General features: G+C 64.3%; 9 protein-coding genes, 1 other RNA gene and 3 pseudogenes. 9 read left to right on the top strand and 4 right to left on the bottom strand.

From position 1 onward, the window contains the following. Positions 1–23: 23 nt before the first annotated feature. Both treA and J5I97_RS16810 read right to left on the bottom strand, forming a co-directional pair. Positions 24–1,697 (bottom strand): alpha,alpha-trehalase TreA, encoded by a 1,674-nt coding sequence (treA, locus tag J5I97_RS16815; RefSeq protein WP_208587747.1) that lies wholly within the window; start codon positions 1,695–1,697, stop codon positions 24–26. 346 nt (positions 1,698–2,043) lie between these two features. After that, positions 2,044–2,820, bottom strand: coding sequence for a DUF72 domain-containing protein (locus J5I97_RS16810; protein WP_208587746.1), 777 nt, complete (start codon positions 2,818–2,820; stop codon positions 2,044–2,046). 106 nt (positions 2,821–2,926) lie between these two features. Here J5I97_RS16810 and J5I97_RS16805 point away from each other — a divergent pair, with 106 nt between their 5' ends. Together J5I97_RS16805 and J5I97_RS16800 are read left to right on the top strand one after the other, a co-directional pair. Then, positions 2,927–3,682 (top strand): DNA-formamidopyrimidine glycosylase family protein, encoded by a 756-nt coding sequence (locus J5I97_RS16805; protein WP_208587745.1) that lies wholly within the window; start codon positions 2,927–2,929, stop codon positions 3,680–3,682. A gap of 274 nt (positions 3,683–3,956) precedes the next feature. Then, positions 3,957–4,967: a hypothetical protein gene (locus J5I97_RS16800; protein WP_208587744.1), complete on the top strand. Its 1,011-nt coding sequence runs from the start codon at positions 3,957–3,959 to the stop codon at positions 4,965–4,967. An 83-nt stretch (positions 4,968–5,050) separates the two neighbouring features. Here J5I97_RS16800 and J5I97_RS16795 read toward each other — a convergent pair whose 3' ends face one another. Beyond that, entirely contained in the window at positions 5,051–7,933 is a 2,883-nt protein-coding gene (locus J5I97_RS16795; RefSeq protein ID WP_208587742.1) for a M16 family metallopeptidase, read from the bottom strand. A gap of 356 nt (positions 7,934–8,289) precedes the next feature. Between J5I97_RS16795 and J5I97_RS16790 the strand changes: the two are divergent. Further along, positions 8,290–10,996, top strand: a pseudogene (locus tag J5I97_RS16790) (PAS domain S-box protein). A 433-nt stretch (positions 10,997–11,429) separates the two neighbouring features. Here J5I97_RS16790 and J5I97_RS16785 read toward each other — a convergent pair. Continuing rightward, positions 11,430–12,860: a glycoside hydrolase family 5 protein gene (locus J5I97_RS16785; protein WP_208587738.1), complete on the bottom strand. Its 1,431-nt coding sequence runs from the start codon at positions 12,858–12,860 to the stop codon at positions 11,430–11,432. A gap of 211 nt (positions 12,861–13,071) precedes the next feature. Here J5I97_RS16785 and J5I97_RS16780 point away from each other — a divergent pair, with 211 nt between their 5' ends. The 6 genes and pseudogenes from J5I97_RS16780 to J5I97_RS16755 form a co-directional block, all read left to right on the top strand. Further along, positions 13,072–14,559, top strand: a complete 1,488-nt coding sequence (locus J5I97_RS16780) for a SulP family inorganic anion transporter (protein ID WP_208587736.1) — start codon at positions 13,072–13,074, stop codon at positions 14,557–14,559. A 26-nt stretch (positions 14,560–14,585) separates the two neighbouring features. Then, a pseudogene (locus J5I97_RS16775) lies at positions 14,586–14,797 on the top strand (hypothetical protein); the annotation flags it as partial. Between the two features lie 64 nt (positions 14,798–14,861). Further along, a non-coding RNA gene (locus tag J5I97_RS16770) (sX9 sRNA) lies at positions 14,862–14,937 on the top strand. A gap of 366 nt (positions 14,938–15,303) precedes the next feature. Next, positions 15,304–17,241, top strand: a complete 1,938-nt coding sequence (mdoH, locus tag J5I97_RS16765; protein ID WP_208591796.1) for a glucans biosynthesis glucosyltransferase MdoH — start codon at positions 15,304–15,306, stop codon at positions 17,239–17,241. Between the two features lie 149 nt (positions 17,242–17,390). Then, positions 17,391–18,059: an alpha/beta hydrolase gene (locus tag J5I97_RS16760; protein WP_208591794.1), complete on the top strand. Its 669-nt coding sequence runs from the start codon at positions 17,391–17,393 to the stop codon at positions 18,057–18,059. A 162-nt stretch (positions 18,060–18,221) separates the two neighbouring features. Continuing rightward, positions 18,222–18,433, top strand: a pseudogene (locus J5I97_RS16755) (sensor histidine kinase); the annotation flags it as partial. Positions 18,434–18,452: the final 19 nt, after the last annotated feature.

Genomic DNA, 18,452 nt, shown 5'->3' with positions numbered 1-18,452 from the left:
CCCTCGATGAACCGGCGCCGCGCTCAAGGCGCGGCCGGTTCCGTCTTGCGTGCCTTCTTGGTCGGCGTTTTGGCTGCGTCAGGCGAGGGATACAGATTCAACAGCATCAAGGTGACGCCATTGGTCCAACCGAAGCCGTCCTGCAGTGCGTATTCGCCACCGCCGCCGCCAGCCGCATCGGCTTCCAGGCCGTATTTTTCAACCAGCTTGTGCTCGCGCGCGAACAGCGATTGCACCTGAGCCAGAAACCGTTCGCCGATGGTACGGGCCAGTGCGTCTTCGCCATAACGGCGCAGGCCGTCCACTGCCACCCACTGCAGCGGCGCCCAGCCGTTGGGCTCGTCCCATTGTTGGCCGGTCTTGACTGCGGTGGTGGCCAGCCCACCCGGGCGGAGCAGGCGTGCACGTACGCTGCTGGCGGTACGCTTGGCATGTTCGTCCGACGACAGGCCGGCAAATAGCGGATACAGCGCGGCGGCAGTGACTTGATCGCTCAGCTTGCGCGCCTGCCAATCGTAGTCTGCGTAGTAGCCGGTCGCATTCCATAGATGCGCTTCGATGGCCTGCTTGCGCTGCTGCGCGAGCACGGCGTAGTCCTGTGTGCATTCGGCTCCGGGTTGCGCGCAAGCCTGGGCCAGCGTGCGCTCCAGATGATACAGCAGGCTGTTCAGATCGATCGGGATGATGGCAGTGGTGCGGATGGTGCGCAGGTTCTGCCCATCGGCCAGCCAGCGGCTGGTGTAGTCCCAGCCACTTTCTGCACCGGCGCGCAGGTCGCGGTAGACCTCGGCGGCCGGGCGGTCGCTGGCTTCGGCGGCGGTACGTATGTCGTGCAGCCAGGCTTCCGGACGTGGGGTGTCGCGCTCGTCCCAATAACGGTTGAGCAGGCTGCCATCGGCCAGGCGCACCACGTGGCGCGCGGCCTGACCGGGCTGCAGATTGTCGCTACCCTGCATCCAGTAGGCGTATTCCTTCTGCAGCTGCGGCAGGTAGCGCTGGTAGACCGCTTCGCCTTCCACGCCGGCCTGCAGCTCGACCATGTACGAGAAGAGCGGTGGCTGCGAGCGGCTCAGGTAATAGCTGCGGTTGCCGTTAGGAATGTGCCCATAGGTGTCGATCAGATAGGCGAAGTTGTCCAGCATCTGGCGGCTGAGCGTGGTCTCCCCGCTCTTCACCAGGCCCAGCATGGTGAAGTAGGAGTCCCAGTAATACACCTCGCGGAAGCGCCCGCCTGGCACCACATACGGATGCGGCAGCGCCAGCAGGCTGCTGTACGGCGGCACATGGGTCTGGCTGCGCACCAGCTTGGGCCATAGATCCTCGATGTGTTCGCGCAGCGCGGTGTCCTGGCGGATCGCGTGGGTCTGCACCAGCGGCGATGCTTCGAAATTAGCGTCCACGAAGCGGCGCAGGTCGAAGCCGGGATGATCGTGTTGGGCCAGATAATCGGCGTTGATCAGTGCCGGGTCCCGCAGCGGCAGGAAATCGACGAAGTGCTTTTGGTCATCGAATAGCTCGCCGCTCTGCACTGCCCGGAACAGTTCCGGGTAGGCCAGGTCGGGCGTGGGCGGGGTGGAGGCCGGTGTGTTGACGACCGGTGTGTCCAGCGGCGCTGCAGTCAGCGTGCACGGCGCAACGAACATGCTCAGCGACAGGCCAAGCAGCGACGTGCAGCACGGGGGCGCGGCAGAACTCATGGCATCTCCAGAACGAGCAATAGCATAGGACATGGTAAATGACCGAAGTGGCGGGCGGGAGCGAGTGAGGCGCCGGAACGCCGACAGGCTTCGCACGCAGGCAATTAGATTCAGTAACGCGATCTGGCGCGATGCAACATCGCTCGCCAATCCAGGCCTATCGGCATGGATCGATGCAGCTTGAATGATGGCGCGCCTGCGTCGAGTCGTTGACGTGGCTGCAAGAGTCGCGCCACCGGGCATGCGACGGAATGTCGCCAGCGTATTCGAGGCCGCTGGCCAGGCCTGGAAACTTACGTGTGCATGGGATCGCGATTTCGCACTCACCTCAACGTGCGCGCACGCTCTAGCGCCCGCGGTCGATTCCCAGCCGCCGCTGTAACTGCAGCGCGTTGGGGACTGCCAGCCCCGCAGCAGTGTTGTCGAAGATCACCCAACGTTCGGCCGGTGGCTGAGCGGTATCGTCCGGGGCGCCGCTCACCGCGTCGGCCAGTGCCTGAAGTGCGCCGTCGTCGTAACTGCTGTAGTAGATGCGCGGTGCGCCATGCCAGCGCCAGTACAGTGGCCCGGCGGTTGGGCTCGGCGCAGCGGCGTCGGGCACCGGGGCCGGGTCGGCGGCGCAGCGTGCGATGTGGTGGCGCGACAACACTGCCTGCGCTTGCGGCAGGAACCAGCTGGCGTGGCGTGGTTCGCACACCACACCGCCATTCCAGCGCTGCCGCAGCATTGCGAAGAACGTGGCCGCGGCGCGTACATCGAAGGCCGCGCTGGGCGGCAGTTGCAACAGCAGGCAGCCCAACCGTGCGCCCAGCGCGCCGGCCTGGGCAAGGAAGGCATCCAGCAATGGCCCGGTCCCTTGCAGCCGCGCATCGTGGCTGATGCTGCGCGGCAACTTCACCGAGAAACGAAAATCCTCCGGCACGCTGTCGGCCCAACGCGCGTAGGTGCTGGCGCGATGGGGACGATAAAACGAGGAGTTGATTTCCACCGCATCCAAGCGCGTGGCGTAGCGCTGCAACACGCTGGCGCCCTCGCCAAAAGTTGCGCGGTCGGCGGCCGGAATCGACCAGCCTGCGCAGCCACAACGCACACGTGCAACAGCGATGGACGAACGAGCTGGCATGGCGGGCGCAGTGAGATCGGGCAGCACTTCTATGCATGCGTGCGCGTCAGAGTTTTGTGTGCAGTGCGATCACGACCGACTCACGTGCCGCTTCGATACTAGGCGCATGCCAGAAGGTCCCTCGCTTGTCATCCTGCGCGAACAAGCCGCCGCATTTGCCGGCCGTAAGATTCTGCATGTCTCCGGCAACAGCAAGCAGGAAATCGCACGCCTGCATCGACAAAAGGTGCTGGCGCTGCGCAGCTGGGGAAAACATTTTTTGATCGAATGCGCGCAGTGCAGCGTGCGCATCCATTTTTTGTTGTTCGGCAGTTATCGCATCAACGAAGACAAACCCAATGCGGTGCCGCGCTTGCGCCTGGAATTTTCCAAGGGCCAGCGATTGAATTTTTACGCGTGCTCGGTGCAGTTTATCGATCGCCCGCTGGACGAGGTCTACGACTGGACGGCGGACGTAATGAATCCGCTTTGGGATGCAGCGCAGGCACGTCGCAAACTGCGCGCTGCATCCGGCATGCTCGCCGCCGACGCCTTGCTCGATCAGACCATCTTTGCCGGCGTAGGCAACATCATCAAGAACGAGGTGCTGCACCGTATTCGCGTGCATCCGGAGAGTGAGGTGGGCGCATTGCCGGCGCGCAAGCTCGGTGAACTGGTCACTCAGGCGCGCGATTACAGTTTCGATTTCTACACCTGGAAGAAGGCTTTCGTGCTGAAGAAGCATTATCAGGTGCAGACCAAAACCAGTTGCCCGCGCGACGGTGCGCCGCTGCAGTACCGAAAGCATTTGGGCAAGGCCGGGCGTCGCGCCTTTTTCTGCGAGGTGTGCCAGCGGCTGTACCGGCCGGAGGAGGCTGACTAACAAAACGTGGTCAGCTGCATCAGCGCTGCGCACGGCGCAGCAACGGCAGTGCCGACCAAGCGCAAAAGGCGCCGAGCATGGGCCGCATGCATCTGGCGGCAAGCGCCGCCGTTTTGGTCGCCGCTCTTTGCGCTCAATGTGAATGGCGGCTAGCCCTTTCCGTCCAGACAACGAATTTCGAACGCGCGCAAGCGCCGCGCCGGCTAGATTTGCACGCCCCGCATCGGGGCTCACGGTGCGGCGGTCGCATTCTCATCATATTGGTCTCGCGCATGTGACTACCCGCAGGAACCAAGCGCTTGTCCCGCATGTCGCCGCTGTCGCATGCACGGGCGTCATCCTGTTCTTTCTTGCCTGTCTGTTGCTGTATATGCCAGCACCGCGCGACACCCTGCGACACGATGACAGTTTGCAGATGTATTTCGTGCCGCGTCCGCAGTTGACCCAGCCGGCGCCGGTTGAGCCACCGCAAGAACGCGAGCGTCAGCCGCGCGCTGCATCTGCGTTCGCATCGGCCGCCCGAAGCGCGGCGCCGCCAACGCGCACTCCGCCGCAACGGCAGGTAGCGGCCGCCAATGCGCCGGCAAACGAATCCATGGCCGCCCAGCTGTACACGCGCGAAGGACGTTTGCGCATGCCACTCGATGCGCAGGTGGATCCGATGGCGCAGAGCGGCAGCGCGGTGCCGCCGGGCATGACAGACGCGCGCGCGCAGGCCAAGGCAGGCAATGTGATGGAGCGGGTTAACCCGGTGCAGTATCAGGAAACGCGCTTTGCCAAGGACTGGAAGAGCGATGGCACGTTGGGCGATGTGGCAGTGCAGGAAATGAATCGCGGCATGAAGAAGTTCAACGACATGCTCAACGGGCCGCAGACGCAGGTAGCCAAGGCGCGAGCGCCGCCGGACGTGCGCTTCAATCCTGCGTTGGCCGGCAATCATGCCGAGATGGGGAGTGAAGCGACCGGCGATGGCTACAAGGCCGCACCGATCGCGCATGAAACACTGCCCGATCTCACGGGCGAAGCCAGCCGCCGCATCCGCGAGGCGTTGGCGGCGCTGGAACAACGCAGCGCGCGTTGCGATGCCTCCACGCGTAAAACCCTATTGTCGCCGGTGCGCATGCATCTGAGCGATCTGGAGCGCGCCGAGCATGCCTTCAACAACGGTGCCGACCCGGTCATGGCCGCGCAAATGCTGCCGCGCCAGGCCGACAGTGCCTACGATCTCGCCCGCCGCGCGCTGTGGTACGCCGATCGCCAGTTGAAGCAGTGCGCGGTTGGATGAGTGGGTGAGTGTGCAGCTGATCATGTCGCTACCAGCATCGACTGCGCCGCTTGGTAGCAGCGTAGTCGATGGGTCAATCGCACTCAGCGCTTGACCGGCTTGCCATCCACATCGAGCACCTGCACCTCGCCCAGCTTAAGCGCACGCACCGGGGCTTGGATCTTCTTCAGGTCGCCGACGATCACCCAGGTTATCGCGTTGGGCGCAATGATCTGCTTGATAGCTTTCTGTGCGGCCGGTTGATTGATCGCTTCCAGGCGTGGCTTGAGCGTCTGCACGTCGTCGTCGGGGCGGTCGAACTGCACGATGCCTTCGATCGCACCCAGCACCGCGCCGGTGGTTTCGAAGCTGCCCGGCAGGGCGCGGATACGCTGGTTCTTGATCTTCTCGATCTCGTCGGTGGTCAGCGGCTTGTCGCCGACGATCGCGGTGGCTTCCTTGAGGATCTCGTTGGCCGATTCTGCGGTCTTGTCGGTCTGCACCGGCGCCGAGAACAGGTACGGTCGCTGGCCCTGCGCATCCAGCATGCGGGTGCCGGCGCCGTAGGCCCAACGCTTGTTTTCGCGCAGGTTCATGTTCAACCGCGAGGTGAAGGTACCGCCGAACGCGCCGTTGGCCACGCCGATCGCCAGGTTGTCCGGCGCCTTGGTGGACGGTGCGAGCAGGCCGGCCAGGATCACCGACTGCGGCGCGTCCGGTCGATTGATCAAATACACGCGAGGCTTGGGCTGCGCGGCGACGTTGAACAGGTTCTTCTTCGGCAATGGTGTGGCGGGTGCCTTCCAGTCGCCGAAGACGGCATCGAGCTGCGGAATGATCTGCGCCAGCGTGGTGTCGCCGGCCACCAGGATGCGCAGGTTATCCGGACGTAGCCACTGGCTATGGAAATTCTGCAGATCCTTTGCGTCCAGGCTCTTGATGGCCGCCTCGATCCCACTGCCGGTGAGCGGGATGCCGTAGGGGTGGTTTTGGCCGAACAACAACGGCGGCAGCGCACGCAGCGCCAGGCTGTCGGGCTGGGTCTTTTCCTGCGCGATGCCGGCCAGCCACTGGCCACGGATACGCTCGATGTCCGCTGCCTTGAAGGCGGGGTTGCGCACGATGTCGGAGAACAACTGCAGCGACGGCTGCAGCTGGTCGTTGAGCGCGTCCAGCGAGGCGCTGCAGCTGTCCAGATCACAACCGACCGCAGTGATTGCGCCCAAGCGCTGGCGACGCTGGGCCACTTCCACCGAATCCAGCGAGGCGGTGCTCTCGTTCATCAGCGCGGCGCTGACGCTGGCGGTGCCGAGCTTGTGGCCCTGGTCGGCCGCATAGCCGGCGTCGAACAGCAGCTCCACCTGGGTGACCGGGATGGTGTGGCGCTCGGCCAGGATCACCTCGATGCCGTTCTTCAATTTGCCGCGCTGCAACTGCGGGAAGCTCAGATCCGGGAACTGGTTGGTCTCCGGCACGCCCTTGCTGCGGTCCAGCGTGGAGGCGGTGACCTTGAAATCCTTGTATTTGCCTGCGGCCGGAATCTTGGGCACCGGCTTGCCAGGTTCGGCGGGGCGTGCGACTACTGCCTTGTCTTCGGCAACGGGGTCGAAGTCCTTGCCGGCCGGCAGCACGGTGAGCAGATAGTCGCCCTTGCCGAACCAAGTGGCGGCGGTTTGCTTGACGCTGTCGACGGTGGCGGCCAGGCCGCGCTGCAGATCCTTTTTGTAGGCGCCCGGGTCGCCGCGATAGACCTGACCCTCGGCCAGGATCACCGCCTTGCCACCGAAGCCGCCAACCTTTTCCAAGCCGCGCACGAAGCCGGCGCGGTAGGCCACCTGCGCGCGCTGCAATTCGTCGGCGGTGGGGCCTTGGGCGATGAACTTCTTGAGTTCTTCGTCGATGATCGCCTCGACCTTGGCCGGGTCCACGCCGTCTTTCACGTCGGCCTGGATCTGCACCTGGCTGGCCAGCGCGAACGGCTGGATCGCCGCCGACACGTCATCGACCAGGTTGTCCTGGTAGACCAGACGCTGATACAGCCGCGACGTCTTGCCGCCGCCGAGCAGGGTGGTAGCCAGATCCAGCTGGATCGCTGCATCGCTGCCCAATTGCGGCGCGGCCCATGTGCGATAAATGCGCGGCTGCGAGACATGGTCGTGTTGCACGCCCCGCTTCTGTGCGGCCAGCGGGGTCACCCACGGCTGTTGGCGCGGCACCGGCTTGCCGGCCGGGATGTCGCCGAAATACTGCTCGGCCTTGGCACGTGCCTGCGCCACGGTGATGTCGCCAGCCAGCACCAGAGTGGTGTTGGCGGCGCCGTAGTTATCGTTGAACCACTGTTTGACGTCGGTCAGCGAGGCCGCGTCCAGGTCTTCCATCGAGCCCACAGTTTCGTGCTGATACGGATGATTGGCCGGGAACAGGTTGGACAGGATGTTCTGGTCCACCCGGCCATACGGGCGGTTCTCGCCCTGGCGCTTTTCGTTCTGCACCACACCGCGCTGGGTATCCAGTTCTTCCTGGCCGATGGCGCCAAGCAGGTGGCCCATGCGGTCCGATTCCAGCCACAGCGCAGTATCCAGCGCGGTAGTCGGCACGGTTTCGAAATAGTTGGTGCGGTCTAACCAGGTCGTACCGTTCATGTCGGTGGTGCCGACCTTTTCCAGCGGCGCGAAGAAGCTGCCCTTGTTGTTCTCCGAGCCGGAGAACATCAGATGCTCGAACAAGTGCGCAAAGCCGGTCTTGCCGGCCGGCTCGTCGCCAGAACCGATGTGGTACCAGATACTGACTGCCACCACCGGCGCCTTGTGGTCTTCGTGCACGACCACGGTCAGGCCGTTGGGCAGGGTGAAGCGGGTGTAGGCGATCTCGGGGACGGCGCTGCCGGCCGCGCTCTTGGAAAGGCTGGCCGGGGCGACGGCGGGAGCAACGGTACCGGCGGCGACACCAAGCACACCGGCGATCAACAGGGACAGCGGACGCAGCATTTAATACTCCAGAGCAGGGCAATCGACCGAGGGTAGTGGTTGCTTGGCGGCGCCGCAAATGCTTTTCGGCACAGGCGCTGTCCAGGGGCAGTTGCGCTGCTGGAAAGGCGAAAGAACCGCGCGCCGCGTCCTAGAGGCGTAGCGCCGGACACGTGGCGGCTGGCACGGTGCCGGCTGCGTCCTTGCACTAGACTTGGCATTGGTCAACCTGCAAGGGCGAGGCGGCGGTGCAAGCAGCGGCTAGCTCGTGCTGTCGACGGCTGCGGGTAGGCGGTGGACTGGATTCGGTTTTTGACATGCCCGGATCAATCACCTTGTCAAGGCCGGCTCCACTGGTACGCTGAGCGCCGCTCTGAATGTCCGGCAAGCGAGTCCAGCCAGATCTGCTCAAGTTGACCCTCGCTGCGCCGTTACATGCGTGCGACCCACTTTGACCACACGCCCGCCGACCACGCCATGACTGCCCTGATGCCGCCCGTGCCGATCCCAGCCGACGACGCCTTGCGCGTGGAGGCAGTGCGCCGGCTGGGAGTGCTGGACACCGAGGCAGAGGCCGAATTCGACGACATCGCCTGGCTGGCCGCGCATATCACCAACGCGCCGATGGCGCTGGTGTCGTTGCTGGATGCCGACCGCCAGTGGTTCAAGGCGCGCTGCGGCACCGATCTGGAAGGCACCCCGCGCAGCGCGTCGTTCTGTTCCTACGCGGTGATGGGCACCGAGCTGATGGAAGTGCCCGATGCAGAGGCCGACCCGCGTTTCGTCAACAACCCGTTGGTGATTGCTGCGCCCGGTGTGCGCTCGTATGTGGGCGTGCCGCTGATCGGTAGCGGCGGTTACGCATACGGCACCTTGTGCACGCTCAGTACCGAACCACGCCTGCTCGATGACCACCAGAAACAGGCCTTGATCCGCCTCGCACGGCAAGCCGCCAGTCAACTGGAAGTGCGCCGCGACCGGCTGGCCGCGCAGGCGCAACAACAGACGCTGAGCCTGTTGCTGGAAGCTATGGCTGACGGCGTGGTGGCCTGCGGCAACGATGGCTTGCTGCATGAATTCAACCGCGCCGCGCGGCAATGGCACGGCACCGATCCGCGTGCGCTGCCGCCTTCGCAATGGGCGCAGTACTTCGACCTTTACAACGCCGACGGCAGTACCTTGCTGCCCACCGATGCTATTCCCTTGGTGCGCGCCTGGCGCGGCGAGCACGTCCGCAACGCCGAAATGGTGATCCGTGCCACCGCCGGCCAACCGGCGCGCAGCGTGCTGTGCAATGCCGACCCGGTGGTCAGCGATCAGGGCACGCCCTTGGGTGCGGTCTGCGTGATGCACGACATCACCCAGCTCAAGGACGCCTCGGCCGCGCTGGCCGCCGAACGCGCGCGCCTGCAGGCCCTGGTGGACGCCTCGCGGGATGTGGCGATCATCGCCTTCGATCCGCACGGCCAGATCGAATTGTTCAATCCTGGCGCCGAGCGGCTGCTTGGCTATGCCGCGGACGAGGTATTGGGAAGCTGCCCAGTGCAGTTCCATCTGCCCGCCGAGCTGGAGCGGCACATGTCCACGTTGGCCTTGTCGCCGCCGTCCTATGTGAAGTTGGCTGCGGCCGCAGCCGGCGATGTGCTTGCCGAAGAAATCTGGACCTTGGTGCGCAAGGACGGCGAACTGCGTCGCGTGCGCCTGTGCTTCAACATCATCCACGATGCGCAGCAAGGATTGGCAGGTTATCTGGCGATGGCCATCGACGTCACCGCCGAATTGCAGGCGCAAGCCGCCGCGCAGCTGGCCGCCGAGCATTTCACCGGCGCTTTCGAAACCGCGCCGCAAGGCATGGCGATCGTCTCTCTGGACGGTGCCTGGCGCGACGTCAACCCCTCGCTGTGCAGCATCTTGGGCTATCCGCGCGAGCAGTTGTTGCGCACGACGTTTCAGACCATCACCCATCCCGACGATCTGGATGTGGACCTGCGGCTGGTGCAGGAGCTGATCGAGGGCGGGCGCGACAATTACAGCTTGAGCAAGCGCTATATCAGCAAGCAGGGCACGGTGATCAGGGCGCAATTGTCGGTGTCGCTAGTACGTGACAGCAGCGGTGCGCCGGTGCATTTTGTCTCGCAGATTCAGGACGTCACCGAGCGCCACGTGGCCGCCGAACGGCTGGCCGCCAGCGAAGCGCGCCTGCGTGCAATCAGCGATGCCACGCCTACATTGGTAGGCCAATTCGATGCTGGGCAGCGTTGCCTGTTCGCCAATGAAGCCCATCGCGACTGGCTCGGTGTCGAGCCGGTCAGCCTGGTCGGCTGCCATATCACGCAAGTGTTGGGCGGCGACCTCAGTGCTGCCGCGCGCGCTGCCTTGGCGCAGGTCGTCGCCGGGCAACGCGCCAGCTTCGAACATGTATTGCGCGGCGGCATATCCCCACGCGATGTGGAAATCACCCTGGTGCCGGAAACGCAGAGTGCATCGACGCAGACGCAGACGCAGGGATTCTTCCTGATGGCGCACGACGTCACCGCGCATAAAACGCTGCATCGCCTGATGCACGAGCGCGCCACCCGCGACGCCTTGACCGGCTTGCCGAATCGGCACGCCTGGTCGGAAGCGTTGCAGATCGCCGTGACGCAGGCGCAGCAACAACAATGCGCCGTGGCAGTGATGTTCCTGGATCTGGACGGCTTCAAGCGCATCAACGACGTCTACAGCCACCGCGCCGGCGACGCCGTATTGGTCGCTTTCGGCCGCTGCCTGCAGCGTGCGGCAGGCGACCGCTATTTAGTGGCACGTCTGGCCGGCGACGAATTCGTGGTGCTGCTGGGCGACTTGCAAGACCCGCAGACCGAATGTGCCGCGGTCGCAGAGCGCATCCGCATCGCTGCAGCGGAAGGCGCAGTGTTCGGCGACCAGCACCTGCCGATCCAGCCCAGCATCGGTGTCGCCTGGCAGCACGGCACGCACGTCGACGCCGCCAGTTTGATGCACGCAGCAGACGAAGCTATGTACGCCGCCAAACGCGCGCGCTGCGGCAGCGACACAGCCACCACCGGACGCGATGTCGCGCGGTAAGCACTGTATCTTTTCCCTGCGCGACCTCGGTCCCTGTAAGAGTGCTACATGCCGATTCCGAGCACCGGTCGCGCCCGCCTGGCGGTGAGCGCAGTCGTTTTGTTAGTCGCTCTAAGAGTTGAGGCGCTAGCTCACGCATAACGGCTGATTCACAGGCCGGTTGAACGTTATTTGCGGCAGCTTCGGCTTGTTTGGAGTCATCAAGGCAGAGTCGTGCAATGCGTCAATGCAATATAGGATCGCCTTTGGGCGATGGGCGTTGCCGATCACGCTTCATCGCGCCAAAGGGAACTCCTGCAGCGTTGCTACATGCCGGACGCCAGCATGCGAACCGGCGTTGATCAGCCCGTTGCGTTACGCGACGTCATACAGTGGGACCACCTGCTGACGACATATTAACTGCGGGCACGCCAGCGCGGGCCGCTTCAGGCATTCAGACTGCCGCGCAAAAGCCGAACTCGGCAGTCGCACCGGCAGCGAGGGTGCGATTGAAGTCCACGCCGCTGGCCTTGAGCGTGGTGTCGCTTTGCGACCAAGTAGCGTTCCAACCGTTGTTGACGGTGCCGGTGACTGGCAGCGAGATCGACCAGGTGCCACTTGCGGTGCCGGTGTTGGTGACTTGCATCCGGTTGCAGTAGCCGCCACTGGACTTGCTGTCCACGAACACCTTGGTGCCGAAGCTTCCGGTGGACGTCGGGGTCGGGGGGGGCGGGGGGGGCGGGGTTGGTGTGGGAGCTGCCGCGGTGCTTCTCACCGTGCCCCAAAGCGTCCGCAACAGCGCCATCTTGTCTTCGCGCACGCTGGTCCAGTCGTCGCGCAGAATGCCGCCGGTATCGCCGCTGTTGGCGTTCCACGCCCAGTAGAAGCCCGCGTTGATGTCCTTGTTGCGCAGGTATTTCACCAACGCGTCCTGCCACCTCTTGTCGCGGGCATCGCCTTCGCCGTACTTGCCGCCGAACTCGCCCAGCAGCAGCGCATGCTTGCCGGCAAATTGACCGAAGTAGCGGTCCCAGATCACGGGCATGTTGTTGGGGAAGTTGCTACTGTTGAAATACGACTGCACGTACACATCCGGCCCGTATACATGCGGTGCCAGCAGCAAATGGTTGGCCGGAATGTTGAGCGGGGTGCAGGCCAGCGGCTGCAGATTGCCGCCCCAGAAGATGCCGCCATTGGTCGAGCACACCGGGTTGTCGGTGATGCCTTCCACCGCGATGATCCACTTCGGCGCCACCGCCAGCACTGCCGCCGAACCACGCTCGGCGGCCTTGTTCCAGTCCGTTGATGCGTTGCCGCTGCCCCAGGTGGCCGCACCGTGCGGTTCGTTCTTCAGATCCAGGCCGATCACGCTCGGCACGCTTTTGTAGCGGTTGGCGACAAAGCGCAGATCGTCCAGCCACTGCGCTTCGGAATACGAGCCGGTGTACCAGAGCTCGGAAATGCCGCCGCAATCGGGGCTGTGGTGATCCAGCATCACGTACATGCCGCGCGCATTGAATTCCTTGATCACCTTGTCGAAAATCTGCAGTGAGGTCAGACCTTGCAGATCGGGATTGCGGCCGTAGTCGATGCTGGTCGGGGCGGTGGATGCGCGCAGCGTGGCCGGGCAGAACGGCAGGCGCACGGCGTTGAAGCCCAGGCCCTGCATCTGATTGATCATCTCTTTCCAATTGCGCGCCCACAGACCATGCATGACATGGTTGCCGGTCTCGAAACCGAACACGTTGACGCCCTTGAGCTGAACCACCTTGCCTCTGTCGTCGACGATCTTCTTGTTGCTGATGGAATAGCTGAAAGCCGGTGCGGCGGTCAGCGCCAGCGCCGTGGTCAGCGCGAGCGTACTTGCAGTCCTGAAAATGGACATGGTGGTTTCCCTGGAGAACCGAGCTCGACAGTCGGGCGCGGTGGGGGGGTATCTTGGTATGCGGTGGCGTTCCTCGGCGTGATGCAAGTCACAGAAAAGCGTATTGCCGCAACGATGACACACAGGCTGCGGACGGGGTCGCTTTCCTGCACACTATTGGCGCTGCGCAATCTCCGCAGGCTGTCGTTTCTGTCCCCCGGAGTGTCTCCCGATGTCCTTTTTGCGTGCCGAACTGGCGCAATGGCGCGCTTCACCTGCGCGCGAACTGATGGCCGGTGCGGTCGCAACGTTTGCCCTGATTCCCGAAGTGATTGCGTTCGCTTTCGTGGCAGGTGTGGACCCGCAAGTGGGCCTGTTCGCATCCTTTGTGATTGGCATCGTGATTGCGTTTTGTGGCGGACGCCCGGCGATGATTTCTGCTGCAGCCGGCTCGGTGGCCTTGGTCGCCGCACCGCTGGTGGCCGCGCACGGCTTGCGCTATCTGCTGGCGGCCGGGCTGCTGGCCGGTGCGGTGCAGATCCTGTTCGGACTGTTGCGCCTGGGCGTGCTGATGCGGTTTGTCAGCAGCTCGGTGCGCACTGGCTTCGTCAACGCGCTGGCAGTGCTGATCTTCGCCGCGCAGTTGCCGCATCTGCTCGGCGCCAACCCGACTACCTGGGTCATGTTGGGCGTGGGCCTGGCGATCATCTACGGCCTGCCGCGTCTGCGCATACCCGGCCTGTCGGCGATTCCCTCGCCGCTGCTGTGCATCCTGCTGCTGACCATCGCCGGCACGGCATTACAGTTGCCGCTGAAGACCGTTTCCGATCTGGGCAAGCTGCCCAATGCGTTGCCATTCCTGCAATGGCCTTCGGTGCCGTTGACGTTGGAGACTCTGCGCATCATCGCTTTGCCGGCGCTGGCTATCGCAATGGTGGGCTTGCTCGAATCGCTGATGACCGCGCGTGTAGTCGATGAACTCACCGATACCCCAAGCAACAAGAACCGCGAATGCGCCGGGCTGGGCATCGCCAACGCGGCAGCCAGCCTGTTCGGCGGCATTGCCGGCTGCGGCATGATTGGTCAGACCGTGGGCAACGTGAAGTACGGCGGTCGTGGCCGGCTGTCCACGCTATTTGCTGGCGTATTCCTGCTGATCCTGATGGTACTGCTCAAGCCGTGGGTGTCGCAGGTGCCTCTGGTGGCGTTGGTGGCGATCATGGTGATGGTCTCAGCCGAGACTTTCGACTGGCGCTCGTTGCGCACCCTGGTCACCCATCCACGCACCTCCAGCGTGGTGATGCTGGCAACCGTGGCTGTGACCTTGGTCACGCATAATCTAGCTGCTGGCGTAGCGGTGGGTGTGGTGCTGAGCGGAGTGTTCTTCACTTTCAAGGTGGCTGGGCTGCTACAGATCGCACATAGCGATGGCGACGACGGCGTGCGTACCTACAGCGTGCGCGGGCAGGTGTTCTTCGCTTCGGCCGACGTGTTTATCGATGCCTTCGACGCACGTGAGGTGCCCGGTCGTGCGGTGCTGATCGACGTGAGCCGCGCGCATTTTTGGGACATCACCGCCGTGGCGGCGTTGGACAAGGTGGTGCAGCGGCTGCGGCATCACGATCTGGACGTGCAGGTGAAGGGTTTGAACGCCGGCAGTCGTCGCCTGATGCAGGCGCACGCGTTGGGTGAAGACGCGCTGGAATCCGCGCTGCCCTGAGATGTTGCCGGTAAAGCGGGTGCGCGGTCTGTGCGGCCCAAGAACTCTCGCTGCTGCGCATCGCCCCGGGTGGCCGCACCATGGCCGAAACCCGGCTGCGTGATGACGGCCGGCTGTCGCTGACGGTAGCCGAGATCCACGATGCGCAGATGTGTACGCAACTGGCCCAGGTGCGCGGGCCGCGTGCGATGTGCTGCAACTGCAGGAAGACGGCCGCGCGCTGCTGGTCTGTCCGATTCAGAGCGGCTAACAAAACGACTGCGCTCACCGCCAGGCGGGCGCGGTCGGTGCTCGGAATCGGCATGTACCACGCGTACACTCCGGTTCCTGCGCGCCGCGAGCACCCACCTGACGACTGCTCGCTACGTTTTGTTAGCCGCTCTAAGGCAGTTGGTACGCATGACAACCTGGTTCGCCGCCAGTGACAGCGCGCGTGTCAAGCTGCAATCTATTGGGGCTGCGTTCGGTCGCTGCGGCGTAGTCTGCCGCGCTTCCAGCGTCGGGACAGGGGCTGGAAGACTGCGCAGTGGCCTTCGTTTCCTTTAACGGTCGATTCTTTAGAATGCGCTGCGACGTGAGGTTGCAGCAAGGAGAGCTTGTGCATCGGATTAGTTTTAGAGCGTCTTGGTCGCACGCCGCTGGGCTCGCCCACGCTGCGACGCACCAAGCAACATCGCTATGCATAGCCGGGATGGACTTCCCGTTTCAGCCCGCACTGTCGCGATCGTGCGATGGGCAGTCTTGATGGATGGTACCGTGACCCTTCCCCCCGCACCAACCGCATTGCCGCCCATTTCCGCACTCGACGCCGGCCAGCCCACGCTGCCGCCTGAAGCGCCGTTGGCGATGCCCGAACAAAGCTTGCACGAAGGCAGCCTTCAGGTCGGCCATCAGCGCACCGCGCCGGCTGGCATTGGCATTCGGCGCTTCTATCTGATCGGTGGCACTTTCGCCACCACCGCGGTGGCGGTGTGGGTGATGCTCAGCGTGCTGTGGCCGGACGGCATCAGCGTGCTGGAAGGCTGCCTGCTCGGCTTGTTCGTGCTGCTGTTCGCCTGGATCGCGATGTCCTTCGCCAGCGCGGTGGCCGGCTTCATCACCGTAGTGGCGCGCGGCGGGCGCAAGCTCGGCATCGACCCCGAAGAACCGCTGCCGACGCTGCAGACGCGCACCGCGTTGCTGATGCCCACCTACAATGAAGACCCGCGCCGGCTGTTGGCCGGCCTGCAGGCGATCTACGAATCGGTGGCCGAAACCGGCCAGCTGGAACACTTCGATTTCTTCGTGCTCAGCGATACCACCCACGAGCATATCGGTCGTGCCGAAGAAGTGGTCTACAATCAGTTGTGCGATCGCGTCGATGGACACGGGCGCATCTTCTACCGCCGCCGCGCCGACAATGCTGCGCGCAAGTCCGGCAATGTGGCCGACTGGGTGCGCCGCTTCGGTGGCAGCTATGCGCAGATGCTGATCCTGGACGCCGACAGCCTGATGACCGGCGACACCGTCGTGCGGCTGGTCGCCGGCATGGAAAACAACCCGGATGTGGGCCTGATCCAGACCCTGCCGGCGGTGGTCAACGGGCAGACCTTGTTTGCCCGCATGCAGCAGTTCGGCGGCCGTGTGTACGGGCCGATCATCGCCTTTGGCGTGGCTTGGTGGCATGGCGCCGAGAGCAATTACTGGGGCCACAACGCCATCATCCGCACCCAGGCGTTTGCCGATCACGCCGGCCTGCCATCGCTGCGCGGGCGCAAGCCGTTCGGCGGGCATGTGCTCAGCCACGATTTTGTCGAGGCGGCGCTGATGCGGCGCGGCGGCTGGGCCATGCACATGGTGCCGTATCTTCAGGGCAGCTACGAAGAAGGCCCACCCACGTTGACCGACATGCTGATCCGCGACCGCCGCTGGTGCCAGGGCAACCTGCAGCACGCAAAAGTCGTCGGCGCCAAGGGCCTGCACTGGATCAGCCGCATGCATATGCTGATCGGCATCGGACATTACTTCACCGCGCCGATGTGGGGCTTGCTGATGTTGATCGGCATCGGTATACCGCTGGCCGGTGGGGGCATCGATCTAGCCGGCAACCTGCCGTTCTCGCCCGCGCGCTACTGGCATGGCAGCAGCCAGGGCAATGCGATCTGGATCTTTATCTGCACCATGTTCGTGCTGCTCGCGCCCAAGTTGCTCGGCTATATCGCGCTGCTGCTCAACCCGCGTGAGCTGCGCGCCTGTGGCGGCGCCATCCGCGCGTTGCTGAGCATTCTGCTGGAAACCGTACTGGCCGCCCTGATGGCGCCGGTGGTGATGTACCTGCAGTCGCGTGGCGTGTTCGAAGTGTTGGCCGGCAAGGATTCTGGCTGGGATGCGCAGGTGCGCGACGACGGCAAGCTTTCGTGGCCTGCTCTGTTGCGCAGCTATGGCGGGCTGACTGTGTTCGGCCTGTTCATGGGTGCGGTGGCCTATACGGTGTCGCCATCGCTGGCGGCTTGGATGGCGCCGGTGATCGTAGGCATGGCCTTGTCGATCCCGGTGGTGGCACTGACCTCGCTGCGTCGCACCGGCCTGGGCCTGCGCCGCGCGGGCATCTTCTGCATTCCCGAAGAACTCGACCCGCCCAAGGTGCTGGTGCGGGCGGCCGAGCTGCGCCGCGCCGCCGCGCTGGAGTCGTCGCTGATCTGAGTACGGCGGCTCACGTTCACCGCTCCTGATCTGCGAGGTCCGGTCAGCGGCTTGGCGAGCGGCAAAATATGTGCGCTTCCCTCATCGGCGCCGTGATCGGGCCGGTTCACCATGCAAGGCATAATGCCCAGCCCCTCAAGTGGAGCTGGATGATGTTGGAAGTGATCGAACGCCAGACCGGACCGAACCCGCAATGGACCGTGCTTTGGTTGCACGGTCTGGGCGCCGATGGCAGCGACTTTGCCCCAATGGTGCCGGAACTGGTGCGACCGCAGTGGCCGGCACTGCGCTTCGTGTTTCCGCATGCGCCGATCCGCCCGATCACCATCAACAACGGCGTGCGCATGCGCGGCTGGTACGACATCGTCAGCCTGGATTTCGCCCAGCGCGCCGATAAGGTCGGCATCGCCGAATCGGTGGCGCAGGTCGAAGCGTTGATCGTCCACGAGCAAACCCGCGGCATCGCGCCCGAGCGCATTCTGCTCGCCGGGTTTTCGCAAGGTGGCGCGGTGACCTTGGCGGTGGGACTGCTGCGCAGCGAGCCGCTGGCTGGGCTGATCGCCCTGTCGACCTATCTGCCCGAACCGGCCGCTGCCTCCAGCCAGTTGCAGCAGGCCGCCACCCGCCAACCGTTGTTCATGGCCCACGGCACCGCCGACCCTGTGGTGCCGTTCGCTGCCAGTCAGGCGAGCATGCAGACCTTGCGTACGCTCGGTTTCGAACTGGACTGGTATACCTACCCGATGGGGCATCAGATCTGTCTGGAAGAAATCGAGGCCCTGCGCAACTGGATGCAAGCGCGCTTCACCGCCGTCTGAGGCCATGGGCCACCGCGCGCCACAAAAATCGTCTGGATGCCGGACCTGTGCCGGCTGCCGCGATTGGGCGCGCTGCTGGATCGGCTGAATTGGTGCTGTGGTGGTGCTGGTGGTGACCCTGATGCCCGGCGGCGGCGCGGCGCGCAGCATCACACTGTCGCGCTGCACCTTTCGCTGCGCCAGCGCGGTAATCAGTTGCAGATCCGCATCGTCAATTCGGCTCCGCAGCCCGGTTCCCGTTGCTGGCCGGAGCCGGACTTGCCCAGGCCAGCATCTCGCACTGGCTGGCACTCCAGTTCGGTGCCGGGGCACGGATGGCGGCCAGCTGGGCCGAAGGCTACTATGTCTGTGAGATCACGTTGCCGCTGCCGTGAGGGAGAGTCGCTGCAGCGA

This window comes from Xanthomonas fragariae (genome assembly GCF_017603965.1).
Classification (GTDB): domain Bacteria; phylum Pseudomonadota; class Gammaproteobacteria; order Xanthomonadales; family Xanthomonadaceae; genus Xanthomonas; species Xanthomonas fragariae_A.
Note: the sequence above shows the minus strand (reverse complement) of the source record. Positions and strands in the feature narration are given on the sequence as shown.